Source organism: Pseudanabaena sp. FACHB-2040 (assembly GCF_014696715.1).
Lineage (GTDB): Bacteria > Cyanobacteriota > Cyanobacteriia > Phormidesmidales > Phormidesmidaceae > JACVSF01.
In genome coordinates, this window is the sequence record NZ_JACJQO010000022.1 from 355,491 (window position 1) to 375,091 (window position 19,601).

Below are 19,601 nucleotides of genomic sequence, written 5' to 3' on the forward strand. Positions count from 1 at the left end.
TTCACCCATCTACCCCACCTACGACTTCACCTTCCCAAACCGGCGATCACGCTGCTGGTAGGCATACACGGCCTGGTGAAACTCGGAGGCATCAAAGTCTGGCCAGAGGGTTTCGGTGACGTAGATCTCGGCATAAGCTAGCTGCCACAGCAGAAAATTGCTAATTCGCAGTTCTCCGCTGGTGCGGATCAGCAGGTCGGGATCACAGATGTCGGCTGTATAGAGATGTTGAGAAAAAAGATCTTCAGTAATGTCTTCGGGGGCCAGGTGGCCTTGCTGGATCTGGGTTGCGATCGCACGGCAGGCCTGCACAATCTCCTGTCGCCCCCCGTAATTTGTTGCGATCGTAAAGCTGATCCCCGAATTTTCCTTGGTTTGGGTCACGGCATAGTCGATCTCTGCCTGCAAGGACTCCGGCAACGCCGTCAGGTTGCCCACAAAGCGAATGCGGACATCCTCTGTCATCATTTCTGCTAGCTCTTGCCGCAGCACCCGCTCAAACAGCGTCATCAAAAAATCGACCTCTTCCAGCGGGCGGCCCCAGTTCTCGGTAGAAAAGGCGTAGGCGGTCAGGGCCTCGATACCCCAGTCACGGCAGCAGCGCAGCAGTTTTTTAAGCGTGTCTACACCCCGACGGTGACCCATAATCCGAGGCAGCCCCCGGCGCTTAGCCCAGCGACCATTGCCGTCCATGATGACAGCAACATGCTTAGGCAGGCGCTCCCGACTTAAGTCAGCAGGCAGCTCATAGTGAACAGTAGGCTTGGCGGTCATTTCTTCTCCCGAGAAGCCGACGACGGCAGGCGAAACAGGCGTTTCAATACAGACAGTCCCTGAAGGCCCAATCGCCTCCCCAGACTTCGGAGCGTCGGGGCCACAGCCTCACGCTCCACAGCCATTGAAAATTTAGCCCGCAGAATTTCCCTTAACCGGCTGCTAGTTAGGGGCCGGTTTAACATTCCCCGTTCTGCCAGCGAAATAGAGCCCGTCTCTTCTGATACCACAACACAGATACAATGCTCTACCCGTTCTGTAATTCCCATCGCCGCCCGGTGCCGAGTGCCTAGCTGACGTGAAGCCGATCGTTCCGAGATCGGCAAAATCACGCCTGCCGCCATAACCCGCGATCCCCGAATCAAGACAGCGCCATCGTGGAGCAAGGTAGTGGTTTGAAAAATAGTCTGCAGCAGTTCTCGAGACACTTCTGAATTGAGGCGCACCCCCGGTACCGAAAAGTCCCGTTCATCAATCGGCTTGTCTGTTTCTAAAATGAGCAGCGCTCCCGTGCGGTTCTGGGACAGCTCTTTGACCGCATCCACAATCTCATCAATTACGCTGTCCGGCTGAGGCGGCGCTTCACGCGGCGGATTTAGCAGCTGCCAGAGGCGACCTTGCCCAATCTGCTCCAGCAGCCGCCGAAACTCTCCCTGCAGCATAAAGGCCATCGCCACTGCCGATCCGACCACCAGCTTATCCAGCACAAAGCCCAATAGCTGCAGCCCAATAGCCTTGCTGAGGGCGGCCGCCAACATCAGAAAGATCAGGCCGCGCACCATCCACAAAGTTCGACGCTCGCCAATAATGACCAGCACCATGTAGGTCAGTAACAGCACGAGGCCAATATCTAGGGCTGGAAGCAGGAAAAACCGAACCCTATCGAGGTTTGCCAGCCATTGCTCCCAGAAATTCATGAAAATCTATCTTCTGGTGCCCAAAAACAGCCCATCTTGCCAACATCACAGCGGATTGCAATTGGCAACGTCTACATCAGCCCAGTCAGCTGAGTCCCTTACCGGCACCTTGAGGGGCATCAGACCCAGGGGAGCCCGGTTGAACAGGTTCCCCTAGCTAGAGCCTAACTAAGGCTTTAAGGTTTCTGGTAAGCAGTCCTGCCGCAGCAGATCCTGGAGAGTTTCCCGCTGAATAATCAAATGGGCCTCTCCGGCATTAACCAGCACCGCCGCCGGACGGGGGACACGATTGTAGTTTGACGCCATGCTGTAATTGTAGGCACCTGTCGCAGGGATCACGACTACTTCCCCAGTTTCCAGGGCAGGTAATTGAGCGTCTTTGATCAGAATGTCGCCCGATTCGCAGTGTTTTCCGGCCAGCGTTAGCGTTTCACTGAGTGGGGCCGACATGCGGCTAGCGGCCAAAGCCCGGTAGACCGACTGGTAGGTAATGGGCCGAGGGTTGTCAGACATACCCCCATCCACCGAAACATAGGTGCGCAGCCCTGGAATGTGCTTTTGGCTGCCCACCGTGTAAGCAGTTACGCAGGCCGAACCGATCAAGGAGCGCCCTGGCTCACAGAGCAGCTTGGGCAGAGGCAGCTGATGCGCCTGACAGGCTGCAATTACGCCTTCACAAACAGTCTTGACCCACGTATCGATGCTGGGGGGATCGTCCGACTCGGTGTAGCGAATGCCTAAGCCACCGCCAACATCTAGCTCACTTAAAGACAGGCCGTATTGCTGGGCTTTGACCAGCCACTGCACCATGACGTCTCCCAGGTCAGTGTGGGGATTTAGCTCAAAAATTTGAGAGCCGATATGAGCATGGATGCCGAGGCAGGCTAGGCCAGGCTGCTGACTCAGAAACTCAAAAACGGCCTCAACCTGGTCGGGATCAAAGCCAAATTTGCTGTCTAGGTGGCCGGTGCGAATGTATTCGTGTGTGTGGCACTCAATTCCCGGCGTCAGCCGCAGCAGGATCTCAATGGGATCTGCTTGGGCCGCTACAAGATCAGCCAGAGTCCGTAGCTCAAACCAGTTATCTACCACGATGCGACAGCGGGCATCGACCGCCATCTGCAGTTCTTCGGTGGATTTGTTGTTGCCGTGGAAGTAAATCTGGTTGGCAGGCACCCCGGCCTGTAGGGCCGTATAGAGTTCTCCAGCAGAGACAACATCAATTCCTAGGCCCTCAGAGGCTGCGATCGCACACACCGCCAAGCAGTTCCAGGCTTTTGAAGCATAGAGCACCAGCGCCTCGCCAGAATAGTACCGGGCAAACGCCTCACGATACTGCCGGCAAGCCGTTCTCAGACTGTGCTCGTCTAGAACATAGAGCGGTGAACCAAAGCGCTGCACCAGATCCACCACATCGCAGCCCCCCACCTCTAGGTGGTCTTTCGCATTGGCCTGGGCCGTGAGGGGAAGCAGAGACTGGTTTGGAGAGCTTGTAGAGTCAGCGCCGCTCAAGTATTGACGGCTGGAATTTTGCACATCTGCCGGGAAAGTAGAAACCATCAGAACTCTTCAAAAAATACGCAGGGGTGAGCAGGAGGATGTATCAACGAACGAGTGCCGGGCCGCGATAGGCAAATCGCCCTAATGTACCAGTGTACAATTGAGGGCTGTATATCCAGAGGCTTTGGCCATGGTTTTAGCGGGCGCACTCTTCTGCCATTCTCCCTCCATAGAGGATCTGCCCGCTATCGTCAGCCTAGATCAGCGCTGCTTGGGCGGGCTGTGGTCTGAGAACGGGTACCGCCGTGAAATGGACAGCCCCAACAGCCTTTTTCGCGTCCTCTCCACCGTAGATCCGGCACCCTCCCCGGGGCCATCGACGCCATCAATAATTGGTATTGGTTGCCTTTGGGCCATCCTCGACGAGGCCCACATTACCATTTTGGGCATCGATCCCCTATATCAGGGGCAGGGGTTGGGGCAGTGGCTGCTGCTGCACCTGCTGCAGGCCGCTCACCACCAGCAGCTACAGCACGCCACCTTAGAAGTGAGAGCCAGCAATACCCCAGCCCAAAAGTTATACCAAAAGTTTGGCTTTCAGCAGGTGGGCTGCCGCCGTCGATACTACTCTGATGGGGAAGATGCGCTTTTACTGTGGCGTAGTGGATTACAAAACACAGACTTTTTGCAGCAGTTAATCCAGTGGCAGGCCCCTATCGTGATCCGGCTGCGCCACCAAGGATGGCACGTTGACGATGAGATCTGTAACGATGGGAACTGTTCGGAAAACCGAATGATTAAGAACTTGAATAGTTTTGACAAAAATTAATCTTTAATGCGCCTCGGGATGCTTGACAAAGCATGATCCTGGCTTTTCTTTTGATCGGTTAAAGCAGATTTTTACTACGAAAATTCCGCTGTTTGGTGGGGCACAGTTCACAAAAATCACTGTGCTAGAATCAGCTTATTCGGCACGCACCAGGTGATAAGTTACCGTCATGTTTGAACGCTTCACGGAAAAGGCCATTAAGGTCATCATGCTGGCCCAAGAGGAGGCTCGCCGACTGGGCCACAATTTTGTGGGCACCGAGCAGATCCTCCTGGGGCTGATTGGGGAAGGCACTGGCGTTGCAGCCAAGGTCCTTAAATCAATGGGCGTCAACCTGAAAGATGCTCGGATCGAAGTCGAAAAGATTATCGGTCGGGGATCAGGTTTTGTCGCTGTTGAAATTCCCTTTACACCCCGCGCCAAGCGTGTCCTAGAGCTATCCCTCGAAGAGGCTCGCCAACTAGGGCACAACTACATCGGCACCGAGCACCTGCTGTTAGGACTTATCCGCGAAGGCGAGGGGGTCGCGGCCCGCGTGCTGGAGAACCTGGGCGTTGACCTATCTAAGGTACGCACTCAAGTCATTCGGATGTTGGGTGAAACGGCTGAGGTTTCGGCTGGTGGCAGCCAAGGCCGCACCAAGACCCCAACGCTGGATGAGTTTGGTTCAAACCTGACCCAGATGGCAACCGAGGGCAAGCTTGACCCGGTGGTGGGCCGTCAGAAAGAAATTGAGCGTGTCATCCAAATCTTGGGCCGCCGCACCAAAAACAACCCGGTGCTAATTGGTGAGCCTGGGGTGGGTAAGACCGCCATTGCTGAGGGTCTAGCCCAGCGCATTGCTAACAACGATGTGCCCGATATCCTCGAAGAGCGCCGCGTGGTCACCCTCGACATTGGTCTGCTAGTAGCAGGTACCAAGTACCGGGGTGAATTTGAGGAGCGTCTTAAGAAAATCATGGATGAAATCCGCTCTGCCGGAAACGTCATCTTGGTGATCGACGAAGTACATACCCTCATTGGGGCAGGTGCTGCTGAAGGCGCTATCGACGCTGCTAACATCCTCAAGCCCGCTCTGGCTAGAGGTGAGCTGCAGTGCATCGGGGCCACGACCCTAGACGAGTACCGCAAGCACATCGAGCGCGATGCTGCCCTGGAGCGCCGTTTCCAGCCCGTCATGGTCGGCGAACCTAGCGTTGATGAGACTATCGAGATTCTGCATGGGCTGCGCGAGCGCTACGAGCAGCACCACAAGCTGAAAATCTCTGATGAAGCGCTAGAGGCCGCGGCTCGGCTCTCCGACCGCTACATCTCCGACCGGTTCCTGCCAGACAAAGCCATCGACTTAATTGACGAGGCTGGGTCTCGCGTTCGCCTGATTAACTCCCAGCTGCCCCCTGCAGCTAAGGAACTCGATCGAGAGCTGCGCCAGGTGCTCAAAGATAAGGACAACGCCGTTCGCTCCCAGGACTTTGATCGGGCTGGAGAACTGCGCGATCGCGAGATGGAGATCAAGGCCGAAATCCGCTCCATTGCTCAGAACAAGAAGACCTCGGACGAAGCTGAGGGCAATGATTCTACCTCGCCGGTTGTCGGTGAAGAGGATATCGCTCACATTGTCGCTTCCTGGACAGGCGTGCCGGTCAACAAGCTGACTGAGTCCGAATCTGAGAAGCTGCTGCACATGGAAGACACCCTGCACCAGCGCCTAATTGGTCAAGATGAAGCGGTTAAAGCGATTTCTCGCGCTATCCGTCGGGCCAGAGTGGGTCTGAAGAACCCCAACCGACCGATTGCGAGCTTTATCTTCTCTGGTCCTACCGGGGTGGGTAAGACAGAACTCGCTAAGTCCCTAGCTGCCTACTTCTTCGGTTCTGAAGAAGCCATGATCCGGCTAGACATGTCCGAGTTTATGGAGCGCCATACGGTCTCCAAGCTGATCGGTTCGCCTCCGGGCTACGTCGGCTACAACGAGGGCGGTCAGCTCACCGAAGCTGTGCGTCGTCGGCCTTACACTGTGGTTCTCTTTGACGAGATCGAGAAAGCCCACCCCGACGTCTTCAACATGCTGCTGCAAATCCTGGAAGACGGTCGCCTGACCGATGCTAAGGGTCGCACGGTGGACTTTAAGAACACCCTGCTGATTATGACCTCCAACATCGGCTCCAAGGTGATTGAGAAAGGCGGCGGCGGCCTCGGCTTCGACTTTGAGCAAGATCAGGCCGAGTCTCAGTACAACCGCATCCGCTCTCTGGTGAACGAGGAACTGAAGCAGTACTTCCGCCCAGAATTCCTCAACCGGCTTGACGAGATTATCGTCTTCCGCCAGCTCACCAAGGACGAGGTCAAGGAAATCTCCGACATTCTGCTGAAGGAGGTCTTCCGCCGATTGACCGAGCAAGACATCACCCTTACTGTCACTGAGCGGTTCAAGGACCGCCTAGTAGAGGAAGGCTACAACCCCAGCTACGGAGCTCGACCATTACGCCGAGCCATCATGCGTCTGCTGGAAGATAGCCTGGCCGAAGAGATTCTCTCTGGCCGCATCAAGGGGGGTGACACTGCTGTAGTAGATGTCGACGAAGAGGGTAAGGTCGTTGTTCAGTACGGTGAGCGCAGAGAACTGCTGCCTCAAACTGCTGAATAAGTTCTCACCCTGACGCTAAGCGAATAGTTGATAGGGGCACCTCTACAAGGTGCCCCTATTTTTTGCCGATTTCAGCACAGCTGTTGGGAATGTTCTTCCTACTCAGCTAGCTATCCGCCATCTGAGAATTCTGTTAACTTTCATCAACAGACTGGCCGCTAAGGAGCCTGGAACGTAACGCAGTTTGAGATAATTATTAGAAACATTGCTGATTGTTGATATTCAGGTTGGGAGAATAAGCGGCATGGGTCTCATTAAGAATATCTTTGGTGCAATTTTTGGGGTGCTGGGCGGTGTCTTTGGTGCGATCGCAGGTGTCTTTGGCATCGGCAAAAAATCGGAGTACTTCCTAGAACTTGATGAAGCAGCCGACAACGTCAAGGCAGCGATTGAGGCGGCTCCTAAAGCCGTTGAAAAAGCCTTGTCTGCTGCTGGCAGTTCCACTGCTGATAACAAGGCTGACAAAACCGAAAAGGCTCCAGTCGCAGCCAAGAAGGCTCCAGCCAAGCCTAAAGTTGAGAAGACCAAGCCTGCTCCGGCTCCCGTCGCCGCCCCTGAGCCTGCGGTAATCAACTTTGCTACCGAGTATCTGGGGAGCTCTGGCAGCAGCGGACGTCGTCGTCCTGGTCCTAGCCTCTCGCCGTTTATGGATTTGGCTCGCCAGGTCAAGGCTCCGGCCAAGTAAAAAATCTCTAAAAATTCATTGATCGGTCAATACGTCCCTTGCGCCAATGGGTGCAAGGGATTACTTTGTCTGGGCCGAGGCTCGCAGGAAGCAGAGGCCGCTGTAGAGATGAAAGGCTCCATCCCACGGAGACGGGGCCTTGCGAGATAGATCTAGGTGGGTAGGCAATGAGGGCAACAGGTTCAGATATTCCAGGGCAGATTTGCCAAAGCCCGTGAAGTCTGACCAGCAGGGGCCAATGATGTGTTGGGCTAGAATCTGTTTCAAGCTATCCCAGGCAAAGCGAGCAATCGGCGGGGCAGGTCTGTCCGGGTTCGCGATCTCTCCCAGGGCAATGCTTTGGCGGTAGTTATAGGTGCGATCGCACAGCCGCAGCACACAGCCTCGCTGCAGCAAATGCAGGTCAACAACCTCGGCAAAGTCCTGCGTCACCTCCTTACGCTTGAGTTTGCCCCACGGCCCTAAGTCCACCACCGACTCCATAATCGGCACCTGACCCACGACCCACTGACTCACCTCAGCCCAATCAAAGGCAATGTTGCCCAACTGCCCAGCATCGTTTTGACAGACCAGCTGTACCTGGGGCTGCAACGCCTGCACATACTGCACTCGAAACACCTGCAGCGTCTGGATTGGCTGAACAGGAGCCCAAAAAGCCGGAGTCTGACGATTCACCAATTCCTGGCAAAAATACTGCAACTCTCCAGCGTTGCCAACCCGATAAAGTCGCCAGTACTGCCCAGGCAGCAACAGGCGGGCCGTATAAACATCCACCTTCATCACTTGAGAGAGCCCCTGTATGGCAGCCTCCCGGGCGAGGCCGTGAGCCGGCTCCAACACCAGTAGAGCCGAGGCTTCTGCACCAGGCTGAGTGCGGGCCTGCTCTAGCAGGTGCTCCCGCCGGCGAGACTGTTCATTCTGCACCCGTTGGATACCCTGGCGAGCTTGGGTCATCAGCTTAGCGTTTGTTACCTTTTGCAGCAGCTGTAAGTAGGCTGGTTCTGCCCGTTGCAGATCACCAGTTGCTTCCCAGTAGCGGGCCAGCGCTAGCTTTAGCCAAGGATCGCGCGGCTTTTCCTGTTTCCATGCCTGCAGTAGCCGCCCCGCCTTGGAAAAGTTTCGTTCTTCTAACGCTGTAATAACCAGATCAAACATGGTGTGAATATAAACAGGGTATGATGCTGCCCTTTTTAAAGCCTTAGAGCAGCCGTAACTGCCGAGAGTCGTCCACCGAGTCTGGAGCAGAGGGTACCGTCTCCACCTCTGTGTCCATCTCCCAAAGATCGTCCGGGTCGGCCGACAAAAGCCCTTGGGCTGCCTCTACTAGAGCAGGGGCGATCTCAGCCAAGTCTTCCCGTGTCCCAAGATATGCCTGCAGCGCAGACATGGGTTCCAAGGTGTTCTCAGTTCCTAGAGCAGGGAGCCTCGGCCTCGATAGCTGACTCACCAGCTCCGGATGCAGAGTGTAGGTATGGGCCGCCTGCAGCGCCACGTCTAGAACACTGCTCTCCAGCTGATCAAGTTGATCAGGGCGAATTTTGTAGCTGAGCCGCACGACCGCTGCTTCGATTTCGCTGGCGGCAATTGCCTGCAGCAGAGCAGCCTGAGGCTCGGCAGCAGCTGACACATCGACCGAGAGCGTGCGAAAGGGCCGCACCGGCAGGGGGCAAAACTCGGCCTTAACCTCGCCCCGCGCTAGCTCCACTAAGACATACCCCTTATCTTCGTGCTCTTCGCTAAAGTCCACCCGCTCAATGCTGCCAGGATAGAGCGTCAAGGGCTGTTCACACAGAATCTGGTGGCGGTGGACGTGGCCCAAGGCCACATAGTCGAAGCAGGAGCGGGTCAGCAACGCCATCGGCACGGTAAAGCCTCGGCCTGCTGCCAAAAACCGCTCCGCCCCAAAACTGGCGGTATCGGTCATAACATGGGCCAAGAGAATGGTCGGCAAATCTGGGTCAAGCCGCCGAACTTCGCCCTCTAGGGCAACCCGCAGCCGGTCTACCAGCAGTTGGTTCACCTCAGCCATCGATAGCCCCTCGGTTTCGGGGCGAGTCAGTAGGGTCGAGCGGGTCAGCCACGGCAGTGTCACCACCTGCACTGGGCCACGCTGGGTTTCAATTCGGTGAGTCTCTAGGCGATCGCCCACCACTACCCCCGGCACCCCCAAGGTGCGATAGATACAGAGGCTGGCTCCGCCCTGTCCTTGGGCATGCTGATCGTGGTTGCCTACCAGCAGCACCGTAGGAATCTGGGCATCAGCTAAACGGCGAAACTGTCCAGCAAAAGCCTGCTGCACCAGCGGCGGCGGGGTCGCATCGGGAAAGGCATCACCACCGAACAGCACCAGGTCCACTGGCTCTGCCAAAGCCCGATCAATGCAGCGCCCTAGCGTCGCCACAAAATCCTCCAAGCGCGTGTTAAGCCCCGTCTCTGGATTGAGCCGACCGTGGGAAAACCCGCTGCCCATGTGAATATCTGACAGGTGCAACAGTCGGATCATGGTGCCTCCTTCAAACCTGGCCTCACAGCCGAGAAATGCTCTCACCGTAGCACTCTTACAGCTTATAGCCTTTCCTAGGTATCGCAATTGCCGCTGGCCTATATGGCACCTGTGCAGCCAACCTTCTGAGGCAAAAGGTCAAGAAGCCGCCTTTAGAAAGGGGCGAAGCAGCTCCACAATGCTGTCAAAGCGAAACTCGTAAAGCAGCGGCTGCAGAAGATGGGCGATGGCTAGCCCCTCTAAGGGCAAATTCTGGAGCAGCTGCCTGACCTGGCTATCATCACAGCAGAGCGCGGCGTAATGGAGTGCCTGCAGCCAATCAGGAGGCTGTTGCGGCAGCAAATCTGCCAGGGCAGTTTGAGACACTGGATGGATCTGGGACTGCTCGTAGGGGTAGTTAAGACAGAGGTGCTTGCCCAGCAGTTGAAAAAGCCGCTGTCGGCAGAGAGGCTTGAGCACAATATCATCGCAGCCTGCCGCCAAGCTCTGAGCCGTCTCATCTTCTAGGGTGCCGGCTGTTAGAACGATGATGCAGGTCCGGTTGAGCGGTTCCTCCCTGCTCTGGGCCATAGCCTGCTCTAGCTGACGAATACGGCGAATCGCCTCATATCCATCCACGACTGGCATTCGCAGGTCCATCCAGACCAGCTCGGGCCGCCACTGCTGCCAGATCTCAACCGCTTCCTGGCCATTGGCGGCCTCTCTGACGGGCCACTGTAAAGGGCTCAGCAGCTTGGCCAGCACCTTCCGGTTAGTAGGCACATCATCCACGATTAAAGTCCTGCAGACCACCTGCCCTCGCAGGATCTTGACAATGCTATCGGGCGTAGGCATCGGAGCCCATTGGGTGGGCAGGCAGCGCACAGGGATCTCTAGTGCAAAGACAGAGCCTTGGCCGAGCTGACTTTGCACCATAATATGGCCCCCCATCAGCTCGGTGTAGCGGCGGCTGATGGTTAGACCCAGGCCCGTTCCTTCGGAGAGGGCAGGCTGATGTGAGATCTGGCTGAAGGGCTCAAAGATATCTTTAAGGTCAGGTTCCGCTATGCCGATGCCCGTATCCACGATTTCAAAGCGCAGCCAGCTAGGGTCTAGGGAGTTGGAGCTGAAGGTCAGTGGCAGGGGCGAACAGGAGCAGCGCAGCTTTACCCAGCCGCTTTGGGTGAACTTAATGGCATTGCCTAAAAGGTTGATCAGAATTTGTCTCAGCTTGCATTGGTCTACCTCAATGCAGGCCGGTAAATCAGGCGCGATCTCGAGCTGTAGCTGTAGCCCTTTCGTAGCTGCCTGTCCCTGAAGCATCTTCTCTAAAGCGCTTAGAAATGGGATCAGGTGAAGTTTTTGGGGGTGGAGCGTAACCTGGTTAGCCTCAATTTTGGCAACGTGAAGCACGTCGTTGATCAACGACAGCAGATGGTCGCCACTTTGTAAGATGGTGCTGAGCGTTTCTTGGTAGAAGAGCGTCAGGTTAGGATCTTGCTGCAGCACTTGAGTAAAGCCCAGGATGATGTTTAGCGGAGTGCGCAGCTCATGGCTCATATTGGCCAAAAAGGCACTCTTGGCTCGGTTAGCAGCATCAGCAGCTTCTTTGGCGCGGGTCAGATCCAGTTCGGCCTGCTTGCGATCGCACACATCCACAATTACCCCAATCACATAGAGCGGCTCATGGGGCTCGCTATAAAAGGTCTGGCCCCGTTCCTCGACCCACTTATAGGTGCCATCGCGGCAGCGAAACCGGTACTCAACGCGGTAAGCGGACTTGGCATGAGCATCGTTATCGACAACTTTTTGAAACGCGGGCCGGTCATCAGGATGAACCAATTCCGCAAACTCAACCACTCCCTGGGGCATCTCCTCTGCCCGGTAGCCAAACATCTCCTCAGTATTGGGGCCCCAGAGGTCACGATTGGCCACAATGTCAAATTCAAACAGCACCTGACCACTGGCCTGACCCCCCATCTCGTAGCGGCGTCGCCAGGTAGCTAGCTCCTGTAGATACAGACGTTGCTGAGTTGCTGCCTGCTGTCGTTCAACCTCAATGCGTTGGCGTTCGGCCTCAGCCTGCTTGCGCTCGCGAATGTCTTCAACAATTGCCAGATCAGAGGCAATCGATCCGTCTAGCTCCCTCAGGCAAGACAGCGTTACCTGAACCCAGACAGGCGTGCCATCTTTGTGCAAATACCGCTTCTCTAGGACTAAGAAAGGGGCTTCGCCGGTAGCCATCCGCCGGATGTCTTGAGTGTACTTGCCTAGATCATCCGGGTGGGTGACCTCCTGATGGCGCTTCTCAAGCAGTTCAGCTTCCGTGTACCCCAGCAGTTCGCAGAACTGACGATTGACCTGAATAAACTGGCCACTGGTGTCGGCCTGGTTGATGCCAACCGGCGCATTTTCCACAATGGCCTGGTAGCGCGACTCGCTGCGGGCCAAAGTCTGCCGCAGCTGCCTCTGGTGGTAGCTCAGCTGGCACAGCTCTAGCGTTTGCTCCAGAACTGTCTGCTCTAGGCTGTAGCGGCTTTGAAGATACTCATGGGGATCCCAAAGGGTCTGAACCTGCGATCGCAACAGCACCCCACAGAACTGCCCCTGGGCTGTGATCACGACCATGAAAGGAGCAGACGCCATGCGATCGCAAGCCACCTGCAGCGAATCGTCTAGCGCTAGCGTTCCGGGTAGGGGCGTGAGCAGATCCGCTGCGGTCATCTGCTCCCAGCCTGGCTGAGCGGTCATCACTCGCAACACATCCGCTGGGGTCACCCAGCCCAGGGGAGCGCGGCTGGCCGTAGAAACCACCACCCTCGGTAAACCCATTTTTTGAGCCAGGGCTTGAACAGACGTTTCGGGCGACACTTCCAGACCCGGCGACAGGCTGACATCTCGCACCCGCACCCGGCCAAGCAAGGTCTCTGGGGAGAAAAGCTGCCGTAGATCGTCTGCCAGCAACAGCCCGATGGCTTGGCCCTGGTCATCGATCACCGGCAGCGGACACTGCCGCAACAGATCTCGCTGCCGCAGCAGAGCCGACAGATCAGCCAGCTGCTCTAAGGTAATTGGGGCCACCGGCTGGTAAATATTAGCCACGGAACTCTGGCGATCTACTGCACCGCTCGCCAGAGCCTGCACAATGGCCTGGCTAGTGACTACCCCCAGCACCTGATCATCTTGTAGCACCCCCAACGGGTTGGCCGGAGCAGATAGCAGGGTCTGGAGTGCGATCGCAATCGAACTCCGGCAAGACACACATTGGAGTCCACGGGCCCGGATCTGCTCGATCAGAACCTCAGCCAAAATAGATGGCAACAGCATCAGTTGGAGAAAACCAGTTGAAGAAAATCAGGTAGAAAAAGACCTCTGTAGCTAGTCCTTTACTCCACAGAATGCCCAAACTCGGCTCGCCCCTATCGCTTAGGCTAGCAGGACTAGGGTGCTGTCTGGCCGCCCAGTTGCTCTAGCAAAAGCGGCAAATCTTCCTTCAGGAAAATGGCCATCTGCCCAGAGTAAGTGACCCCCGCCTGATCCGAATCGAGTTCTAGCCAGTAAGCATAGCGATCGCCTTGGCGCACCTCCCCCTGCTGCCGCAGGTTAGGGTTTTCTAGTGGAGCCCCATCGGCATCGGGATAGCTGTAAACGGGCAGCGCTCGACGGTAATCGGCATAGATCTCTGTTCCATAAATCGCCCGCAGAGACTCTTCCATGCGATTGCCATCAAGACCATTGATCAGATCAAACAGGCTAAACCGCTCAGTGCGAATGATATTGCCGCTTACCCCAGGAGCTACCCCACTGACCGGAAAGATCGAAGCCTGAAAACCAAACCGCTGCGCCGGAGTATCAACGCGGTTAACCCGCAGCCGTTCCCCTGGGCCTGGCCGCAGTGTCGGATTAGCCTGAATCCACTCCTCTACAGAGCGCACCAGCTCACCCGGCAACGCATATCCAGGCTGTCCTACCCCCCAAGCAGCCAAACTCAGGCAAAGTCCCAGCCAGAAAGTCTTTTGCATCATTATCCCTGTGGCGGCCCCTGCCGCATTCCGTGAACGCCCCTTAAATTAATGCCACGTCAAACCGAAATTGTCATGGCTTGCAATAAGGATGATACAAAGCTCACCCCATCAGTCACCCATCCACCCCCTACTTATCACCCATGCACCAGGACTAGCCCAAGAAAAGTCTATAGGCAGGATTCTTGTTCTCATCCCAGTAGGGATAACCTAGAGTATCTAAAAATGCCTGCCACTCAGCCATTTCATGGGGCGGCACCTGAATGCCGGTTACAATGCGCCCATGATCAGAGCCATTGTTGCGGTAATGAAACAGACTGATGTTCCAGTCCGGGCTCATAGAGTTAACAAATTTCATCAGGGCACCGGGCCGCTCTGGGAACTCAAAGCGATAGAGCAGCTCGTCGTGGGCCAGCGGAGACTTACCGCCAACCAGATGCCGCAGGTGCAGCTTGGTCAACTCATCATCGGTTAAATCTAAGGTGCGAAAGCCGTTAGATTCAAAGTTTTGGGCAGTTCTTAGGGCATCTTCGCGGTCCTGAATCTGTAGCCCAACAAAGATATGCGCCTCTTTTTCGTCTGCAATGCGGTAGTTAAACTCAGTCAGGTTGCGTTTGCCAATGCACTCACAGAATTTCTTGAGGCTGCCCGGCTCCTCAGGAATCGTCACTGCAAAGATGGCTTCTCGCCGCTCTCCTAGCTCAGCCCGCTCGGCGACAAACCGCAGCCGATCGAAATTCATGTTGGCCCCGCAGGCCACGGCGACTAGGGTTTGATCCTGAATGTTTTCTCGCTCTACGTAGGCTTTGGCCCCGGCGATGGCCAGTGCGCCTGCCGGTTCTAGAATCGAGCGGGTATCTTCAAAGACGTCTTTGATCGCCGCACAGATGTCGTCTGTCCCCACCAGAATGACGTCGTCTACGTACTGCTGGCACAGCCGGAAAGTTTCTTCGCCCACCTGACGCACTGCCACCCCATCCGCAAACAACCCTACATGATCCAGCCGCACGCGCTCACCGGCTTTGAGAGAACGGGACATGGCATCGGCCTCGATTGGCTCTACCCCAATAATTTTGATCTCAGGCCGCAGCCGCTTCACGTAAGCAGCGATGCCCGAGATTAGGCCGCCGCCGCCAATGGCCACAAAAATGGCGTGAATGGGCGGCTGGCACTGGCGCAAAATCTCCATGCCGATCGTGCCCTGTCCAGCAATCACGTCAGGATCGTCAAAGGGGTGGATAAAGGTGAGCCCTTTTTCAGCTTCGAGTTCACGGGCGTGGAGGTAGGCATCGTCGTAAGCTTCACCGTGCAGCACCACCTCACCCCCCAGAGCCCGAACGGCATCGACCTTGACCTGGGGCGTGGTCGTAGGCATGACAATGATGGCGCGAGTACCGAGCTGACGTGCCCCCAGAGCAACGCCCTGGGCATGGTTGCCTGCAGAAGAGGCAATCACGCCTAGAGCCAATAGATCAGGTGGGAGCTGGGCCATTTTGTTGTAGGCTCCCCGCAGCTTGAAGGAGAAGACAGACTGCATGTCCTCTCGCTTCAGCAATAGCCTGTTGTTGAGCCGGGCAGACAGATTAGGAGCCAGGTCTAGTGGCGTTTCTTGAGCCACATCATAAACTCGGGCCGTGAGAATTCTTTCCAGGTAGTCGCAGTGCATGGGCGAGGAGGGTGCAATGGCCGCATAAACCATAATTCTACGGCACTTAGATCTGAGTAGAGGTCAGTCAACTGCGTCTGCCATTAAAGGTGTAGGTAGATTTGCCGAAAGGGTAAACATTAACTATTTGTAAACTCCTTCCGGAACACGGAATTGATCAGCAGAGAACTCTATTTAACGGCATTGCAATTCCCCTTTATTTGCAGACGTATGAACTCCACCGTGATCTTCACAACAGAGCAATCTACAAAACATTTGTCAAGCGGTTCAGCCGTTTCTGCAGCTGACCCTGATGGAATTTATAGGGGAAGGGGAATTCTATGCCTATAAGATTTGTGCTATTCCCAACGGCTATGTTTACTTCGAACGTTCTCGTTCAACCTACGATCGCACAAGCACCCACTCCCGCAGCCCGCGTTGGACTGGAAAATCCCTGGATGATGTCATCCGGGCTGCTGACCATGCTGCTTCTGGGGCTGGGAGCCTATTCTCATTTCCAACAGACCCGTATTCAAAAGCGACTAAAGTTCGAAGAATATAAAAACCAAGAACTGCAAAAGAAGGTTCAAAGGGCACTCAAAACCATCACCAAGATGGAGAAAAACCCTGACCTAATCCACTCGCGGGAGTTTAACCTGGACTACCTGCGGATGCGCATGGAGGAAGAGCTGTTTCACTTCTCTATCGTTAACCAGGTCAAGATTAAGGTTAAACAAAAGATTAGCGTGGCGCTGCGCCCCAACCAGGCAGAGGCCGGCTTAATTGGTGTTGCCAGCAAACCTCGCGCTGTCGATGAGATCTTTGATGTAGAATACGCCCTAAACGACGAACCGGGCGCTAAAAAGCGAGTTTTGTATCGCATTCAGATCCGCCTCGCGAAACTGCCAACCCAAGCCACCTCGGCCACAATTAGCCAGCTAATTGAGTGCATTGAAACCTTCCTCAGTCCAGAAGGTGAAAACCAGAACTGGCAGCCCACCATTCAAGGCCGCATCGCCTATATGCATTGGGACCAGAAAGCAAAACCTACTCCGCTGCTGGTGATCGAGCAGTCCAGCGATGGCGTCAACGTCACGCTGCGGAGCAAAAACCGCATGGAAACTGCCTCATAATCAGGCTCCTATCGAAGGAGCGGAGGAGGGTCTTCTCCCTCCCCTCTCCTCCTTTCTCCTCTCTTCTTCCTCTTATCTCTCCTCTAAACTAGCCCCCAGCTCTCTCAGCTCAGGCTCAGCGTTACCGTGGCAGGCTGGGAGTGCCCTGCCAAAGCGGCACGAGCATCGGCCATATCAGAAATCGCCGCATCCTGGATCTGCTCACGTAGGTTTGGAATAACTGCCAGAGCACGTGTCCAGTCGGGGATCTGGGTGCCGGTGGGATCGTTTAGATACTGCTCCCCAGAGTGCAGAATTACCCGCTCAAAGCACTCTAGAGTGACCTCCTCAGCATGCCGGTCGTAGACCAGGTTGTTAAACCGGGCATCGACAAAAAACTGGCGCGCCAGGTTTTGGGCCTCTCGACGATATTTCACTCGCAGTGCTCGAATGTGGTCAGGGCCAATCACCACCTGTTCGGTTTCAGTCAGCGTCCGCAGGATGGACTGAAGGATGTCGCGGCACATCTTTTGCAGACCCTGATCGACTGCGGTGCCAATGGCCTGATGCTTGTGCTCAAATAGGCCCAGATCCACCTGGGCCACCCGCTTGAGCGCTACATTGCGATAGACCTCGGCCAGCAGTCCCACCTCTAGCCCCCAGTTGGCCGGAATGCGGGTGGTTAGAGCCAGATCGCTGGTCAGGGCAAACTCACCGGAGAGGGGGTAGCGGTAAGCATCTAGGTAGCGCAAATAGTCGCGGTAGCCAAACAGCTCCATTAAAGACGTGACCAGGGGCGTGACAAACAGCCGTGTGACCCGCCCGTGCATGCTGCGAGGCGTTTCTCCCAAACGGGCGTAGTAGGCTTTGCTGAAGGCAATACCAAACTCCCGCTCCAGGATAGGATAGAGCAGCTTCAGTGGGTAGGAGCGATCGTAGGTTGTGATGTCGGCGTCGTGAAGTGCGATCGCAACCGCATCCAGCGTGGCCACTCCCAGGCCCATCCAAACCGCCCGACCTTTGCCGCGAAACTGCAGCAGATCCAGTCCCCGCTCCTGCAAATCTTGAAGAATCTGCGTAATCCGGGGGCCATTTTCCCAAAGGACAAAGGTGGGTTGGGGCAGGGGCTCAAAAAACTGCACCGCTTTGACGTACTGCTCCCAGGTGTCAGCGTAAAGACAAATAACGACGTTGTTGACAAAGGCACACTGGCTCAATTGATCTCGGATCAGCGTTAATGCAGGTCGCTCTAGCTCTTCATAAAGCGAGGGAATTAAAACTGCCGTCGGTTGGGTCTGGCTCAGCTCGGTCAAACGAGCTTCTAGCTGCTCCAAATCACAGCCGAGATCGTGGATAGTTGTGATGAGCTCCTGCTTGTAATCCATTCAAATGTATCCCCTAACAGCGATCTCATCATAAAGAGATGCTGCCCCTTTTAGATGTCTGAATGGCTACTTAAGCAGCCCAACTCTCTACGAGCCCAGCCCCCGCTAGGAAGATAAAAGCGCAGCAGATCAGGTCTTCGCCTAATCTGCTGCGCTAACCAAAAGGAAAATGCAGCCAGCTACTTGTTAGGAAATTAAACGAGACCTGCAAGCATTACTTCAACCACCCTTTTAATCGGGCAGCAACCTGAGGCCGACGCAGCTTTCGCATGGCCTTGGTTTGAATTTGGCGCACCCGCTCACGGGACAGGTTAAACATGCCCCCGACTTCCTCTAGAGTATGGGTTTCACCCGTCGCTAATCCATAGCGCAAGGTGATGATATCTTTTTCCCGTTCGGTCAACACTTCTGCCAAGACACTGGAAATCTCCTGGCGCATCATTGTCTCACTAATTTTCGACTCAGGAGACTGAGTATTGCTATCTTCGAGCAGCTCCATCAGCTCCGTGTCTTCCCCCTTCCCAACCCGATGGTTGAGCGATAGAGAGCGTCGTCGCACCTGCTGTAAACTACGCAACTGATCAACGGTGACATCGAGGGCTGCCGCCAGTTCATGTTCGGTGGGATTGCGATGCAGTTCTCGCCGCAGATCGCGGTGGGCTTTCTTTAGTTTGTTGAGCTTTTCAACAATGTGAATGGGTAGGCGAATAGTACGAGCATCGTTGGCAATGGTGCGGGTAATGCCCTGACGGATCCACCAATAAGCATAGGTAGAGAATTTATACCCTTTATCGGGGTCAAATTTCTCGGTTGCCCGATTCAGTCCGAGGGCTCCTTCTTGAATTAGATCGAGAAAGGGCACACCCCGATTTAGATAGCGCTTAGCAATTGAAACAACCAGCCGAAGATTGGAACGAATCATCCGCCGTTTAGCTGAGCGCCCCTGGTGCAACTTCTGGCTAAACTGGGCTTCGCTGAGGTTAAGACCGGCCGCTAGCTCAGTACGACTGGGGGGCCGAGACAGCGTTTTACAAAGGTTCTCTTTCAGGTCATCAACCTGACTTAAAAAGCGCACCTGCCGGGCCAGCTCAATTTCTTCACTGGGGTTAAGCAGAGGATAGCGGGCCATCTCCTTGAAAAAGGCCCCTACCGCATCATCAGTGAGGGTTTTACTGTAGCCGGTTAATCCGATATTAGCCAGATCGTCGGAGGAAGAAAATTTCGCCAGAACTTCTTTATCTTCGTCCCAGTGGGCTGACTCCGGCCCGGTCTCATGGTCGACCTCAGCGAAGTTAGTTCCCGCTTCAGAGAAAACAACGGACAATTCAGCTTGACTGAGTTCGGGCCAGTCAATTGGACTTTCTGAGCCAGGGTTAAAAGCAGCAGCCATAGGAATAGAGAGTTCTTATACCCAACAAGTTGTAAGACATATAACGGATCGCCTTTAATATAGCAACCCCCTTGGAGAAATTCGTGATTTCTGATTCATTTCGTGAGTGTGCAACCCACTATATTCGTACTTTTCTTGCTTAGTGTAAAATTTCATGGTTATTCTTGCACTCTGTAACAGTAAGCTAAAACCTTACAGCAAATCTAAGGGAAA

14 protein-coding genes are annotated in these 19,601 nt (G+C 55.1%); 4 read left to right on the forward strand and 10 right to left on the reverse strand.

Translation table 11 applies throughout. The annotated features are described in order from the left end of the window. Positions 1-18 precede the first annotated feature (18 nt). From H6G13_RS24615 to lysA, 3 genes are all read right to left on the reverse strand, one after another. A complete protein-coding gene (locus H6G13_RS24615) occupies positions 19-774 on the reverse strand; it encodes an isoprenyl transferase (protein WP_190487859.1) in 756 nt (251 codons plus the stop codon). Beyond that, positions 771-1,691: a diadenylate cyclase CdaA gene (gene cdaA / locus H6G13_RS24620; RefSeq protein ID WP_190487861.1), complete on the reverse strand. Its 921-nt coding sequence runs from the start codon at positions 1,689-1,691 to the stop codon at positions 771-773. Before cdaA ends, H6G13_RS24615 begins: the two co-directional genes overlap by 4 nt. 168 nt (positions 1,692-1,859) lie before the next feature. Beyond that, positions 1,860-3,251: a diaminopimelate decarboxylase gene (lysA, locus tag H6G13_RS24625; RefSeq protein WP_190487863.1), complete on the reverse strand. Its 1,392-nt coding sequence runs from the start codon at positions 3,249-3,251 to the stop codon at positions 1,860-1,862. Positions 3,252-3,381: 130 nt separating this feature from the next. On the opposite strand from lysA, the gene rimI reads away from it, so the two are divergent. The 3 genes from rimI to H6G13_RS24640 all read left to right on the forward strand — a co-directional run bounded on the left by rimI (position 3,382) and on the right by H6G13_RS24640 (position 7,352). Next, a complete protein-coding gene (rimI, locus tag H6G13_RS24630; protein ID WP_190487865.1) occupies positions 3,382-4,020 on the forward strand; it encodes a ribosomal protein S18-alanine N-acetyltransferase in 639 nt (212 codons plus the stop codon). 169 nt (positions 4,021-4,189) lie between these two features. Then, entirely contained in the window at positions 4,190-6,667 is a 2,478-nt protein-coding gene (locus tag H6G13_RS24635) for an ATP-dependent Clp protease ATP-binding subunit (RefSeq protein WP_190487867.1), read from the forward strand. A gap of 244 nt (positions 6,668-6,911) precedes the next feature. Beyond that, entirely contained in the window at positions 6,912-7,352 is a 441-nt protein-coding gene (locus H6G13_RS24640; RefSeq protein ID WP_199306678.1) for a hypothetical protein, read from the forward strand. A gap of 60 nt (positions 7,353-7,412) precedes the next feature. Here the strand turns inward: H6G13_RS24640 and H6G13_RS24645 are convergent, their stop codons facing one another. The 5 genes from H6G13_RS24645 to ilvA form a co-directional block, all read right to left on the reverse strand. Continuing rightward, positions 7,413-8,507, reverse strand: a complete 1,095-nt coding sequence (locus H6G13_RS24645; RefSeq protein WP_190487869.1) for a tetratricopeptide repeat protein — start codon at positions 8,505-8,507, stop codon at positions 7,413-7,415. Between the two features lie 43 nt (positions 8,508-8,550). Then, complete coding sequence (gene sbcD, locus H6G13_RS24650) at positions 8,551-9,855, reverse strand: exonuclease subunit SbcD (RefSeq protein ID WP_190487870.1); 1,305 nt, start codon at positions 9,853-9,855, stop codon at positions 8,551-8,553. A gap of 138 nt (positions 9,856-9,993) precedes the next feature. After that, entirely contained in the window at positions 9,994-13,161 is a 3,168-nt protein-coding gene (locus H6G13_RS24655) for a PAS domain S-box protein (RefSeq protein ID WP_190487872.1), read from the reverse strand. 113 nt (positions 13,162-13,274) lie between these two features. Continuing rightward, positions 13,275-13,859: a hypothetical protein gene (locus H6G13_RS24660; protein ID WP_190487874.1), complete on the reverse strand. Its 585-nt coding sequence runs from the start codon at positions 13,857-13,859 to the stop codon at positions 13,275-13,277. A gap of 151 nt (positions 13,860-14,010) precedes the next feature. Next, positions 14,011-15,555: a threonine ammonia-lyase, biosynthetic gene (gene ilvA / locus H6G13_RS24665; protein ID WP_190487876.1), complete on the reverse strand. Its 1,545-nt coding sequence runs from the start codon at positions 15,553-15,555 to the stop codon at positions 14,011-14,013. Positions 15,556-15,875: 320 nt separating this feature from the next. Between ilvA and H6G13_RS24670 the strand changes: the two genes are divergently transcribed. Continuing rightward, positions 15,876-16,634 carry a hypothetical protein gene (locus H6G13_RS24670; RefSeq protein ID WP_242028503.1) on the forward strand — a complete coding sequence of 253 codons (759 nt, stop codon included), beginning with the start codon at positions 15,876-15,878 and terminating at the stop codon, positions 16,632-16,634. A gap of 104 nt (positions 16,635-16,738) precedes the next feature. Here H6G13_RS24670 and H6G13_RS24675 read toward each other — a convergent pair whose 3' ends face one another. Continuing rightward, positions 16,739-17,998, reverse strand: a complete 1,260-nt coding sequence (locus H6G13_RS24675; protein ID WP_190487878.1) for a glucosyl-3-phosphoglycerate synthase — start codon at positions 17,996-17,998, stop codon at positions 16,739-16,741. A 214-nt stretch (positions 17,999-18,212) separates the two neighbouring features. Next, entirely contained in the window at positions 18,213-19,388 is a 1,176-nt protein-coding gene (locus H6G13_RS24680; RefSeq protein ID WP_242028504.1) for an RpoD/SigA family RNA polymerase sigma factor, read from the reverse strand. Between the last annotated feature and the right edge of the window lie 213 nt (positions 19,389-19,601).

Excerpts from the sequence above, each read along its gene's own strand:
- cdaA (WP_190487861.1), bottom strand. The coding sequence starts at position 1,691 with ATGAATTTCTGGGAGCAATGGCTGGCAAACCTCGATAGGGTTCGGTTT.
- H6G13_RS24675 (WP_190487878.1), bottom strand. The coding sequence starts at position 17,998 with ATGGATTACAAGCAGGAGCTCATCACAACTATCCACGATCTCGGCTGT.
- H6G13_RS24645 (WP_190487869.1), bottom strand. The coding sequence starts at position 8,507 with ATGTTTGATCTGGTTATTACAGCGTTAGAAGAACGAAACTTTTCCAAG.
- lysA (WP_190487863.1), bottom strand. The coding sequence starts at position 3,251 with ATGGTTTCTACTTTCCCGGCAGATGTGCAAAATTCCAGCCGTCAATAC.
- H6G13_RS24640 (WP_199306678.1), top strand. The coding sequence starts at position 6,912 with ATGGGTCTCATTAAGAATATCTTTGGTGCAATTTTTGGGGTGCTGGGC.
- rimI (WP_190487865.1), top strand. The coding sequence starts at position 3,382 with ATGGTTTTAGCGGGCGCACTCTTCTGCCATTCTCCCTCCATAGAGGAT.
- H6G13_RS24680 (WP_242028504.1), bottom strand. The coding sequence starts at position 19,388 with ATGGCTGCTGCTTTTAACCCTGGCTCAGAAAGTCCAATTGACTGGCCC.
- H6G13_RS24615 (WP_190487859.1), bottom strand. The coding sequence starts at position 774 with ATGACCGCCAAGCCTACTGTTCACTATGAGCTGCCTGCTGACTTAAGT.
- H6G13_RS24660 (WP_190487874.1), bottom strand. The coding sequence starts at position 13,859 with ATGATGCAAAAGACTTTCTGGCTGGGACTTTGCCTGAGTTTGGCTGCT.
- ilvA (WP_190487876.1), bottom strand. The coding sequence starts at position 15,555 with ATGGTTTATGCGGCCATTGCACCCTCCTCGCCCATGCACTGCGACTAC.
- H6G13_RS24670 (WP_242028503.1), top strand. The coding sequence starts at position 15,876 with ATGTTTACTTCGAACGTTCTCGTTCAACCTACGATCGCACAAGCACCC.
- H6G13_RS24655 (WP_190487872.1), bottom strand. The coding sequence starts at position 13,161 with ATGCTGTTGCCATCTATTTTGGCTGAGGTTCTGATCGAGCAGATCCGG.
- sbcD (WP_190487870.1), bottom strand. The coding sequence starts at position 9,855 with ATGATCCGACTGTTGCACCTGTCAGATATTCACATGGGCAGCGGGTTT.
- H6G13_RS24635 (WP_190487867.1), top strand. The coding sequence starts at position 4,190 with ATGTTTGAACGCTTCACGGAAAAGGCCATTAAGGTCATCATGCTGGCC.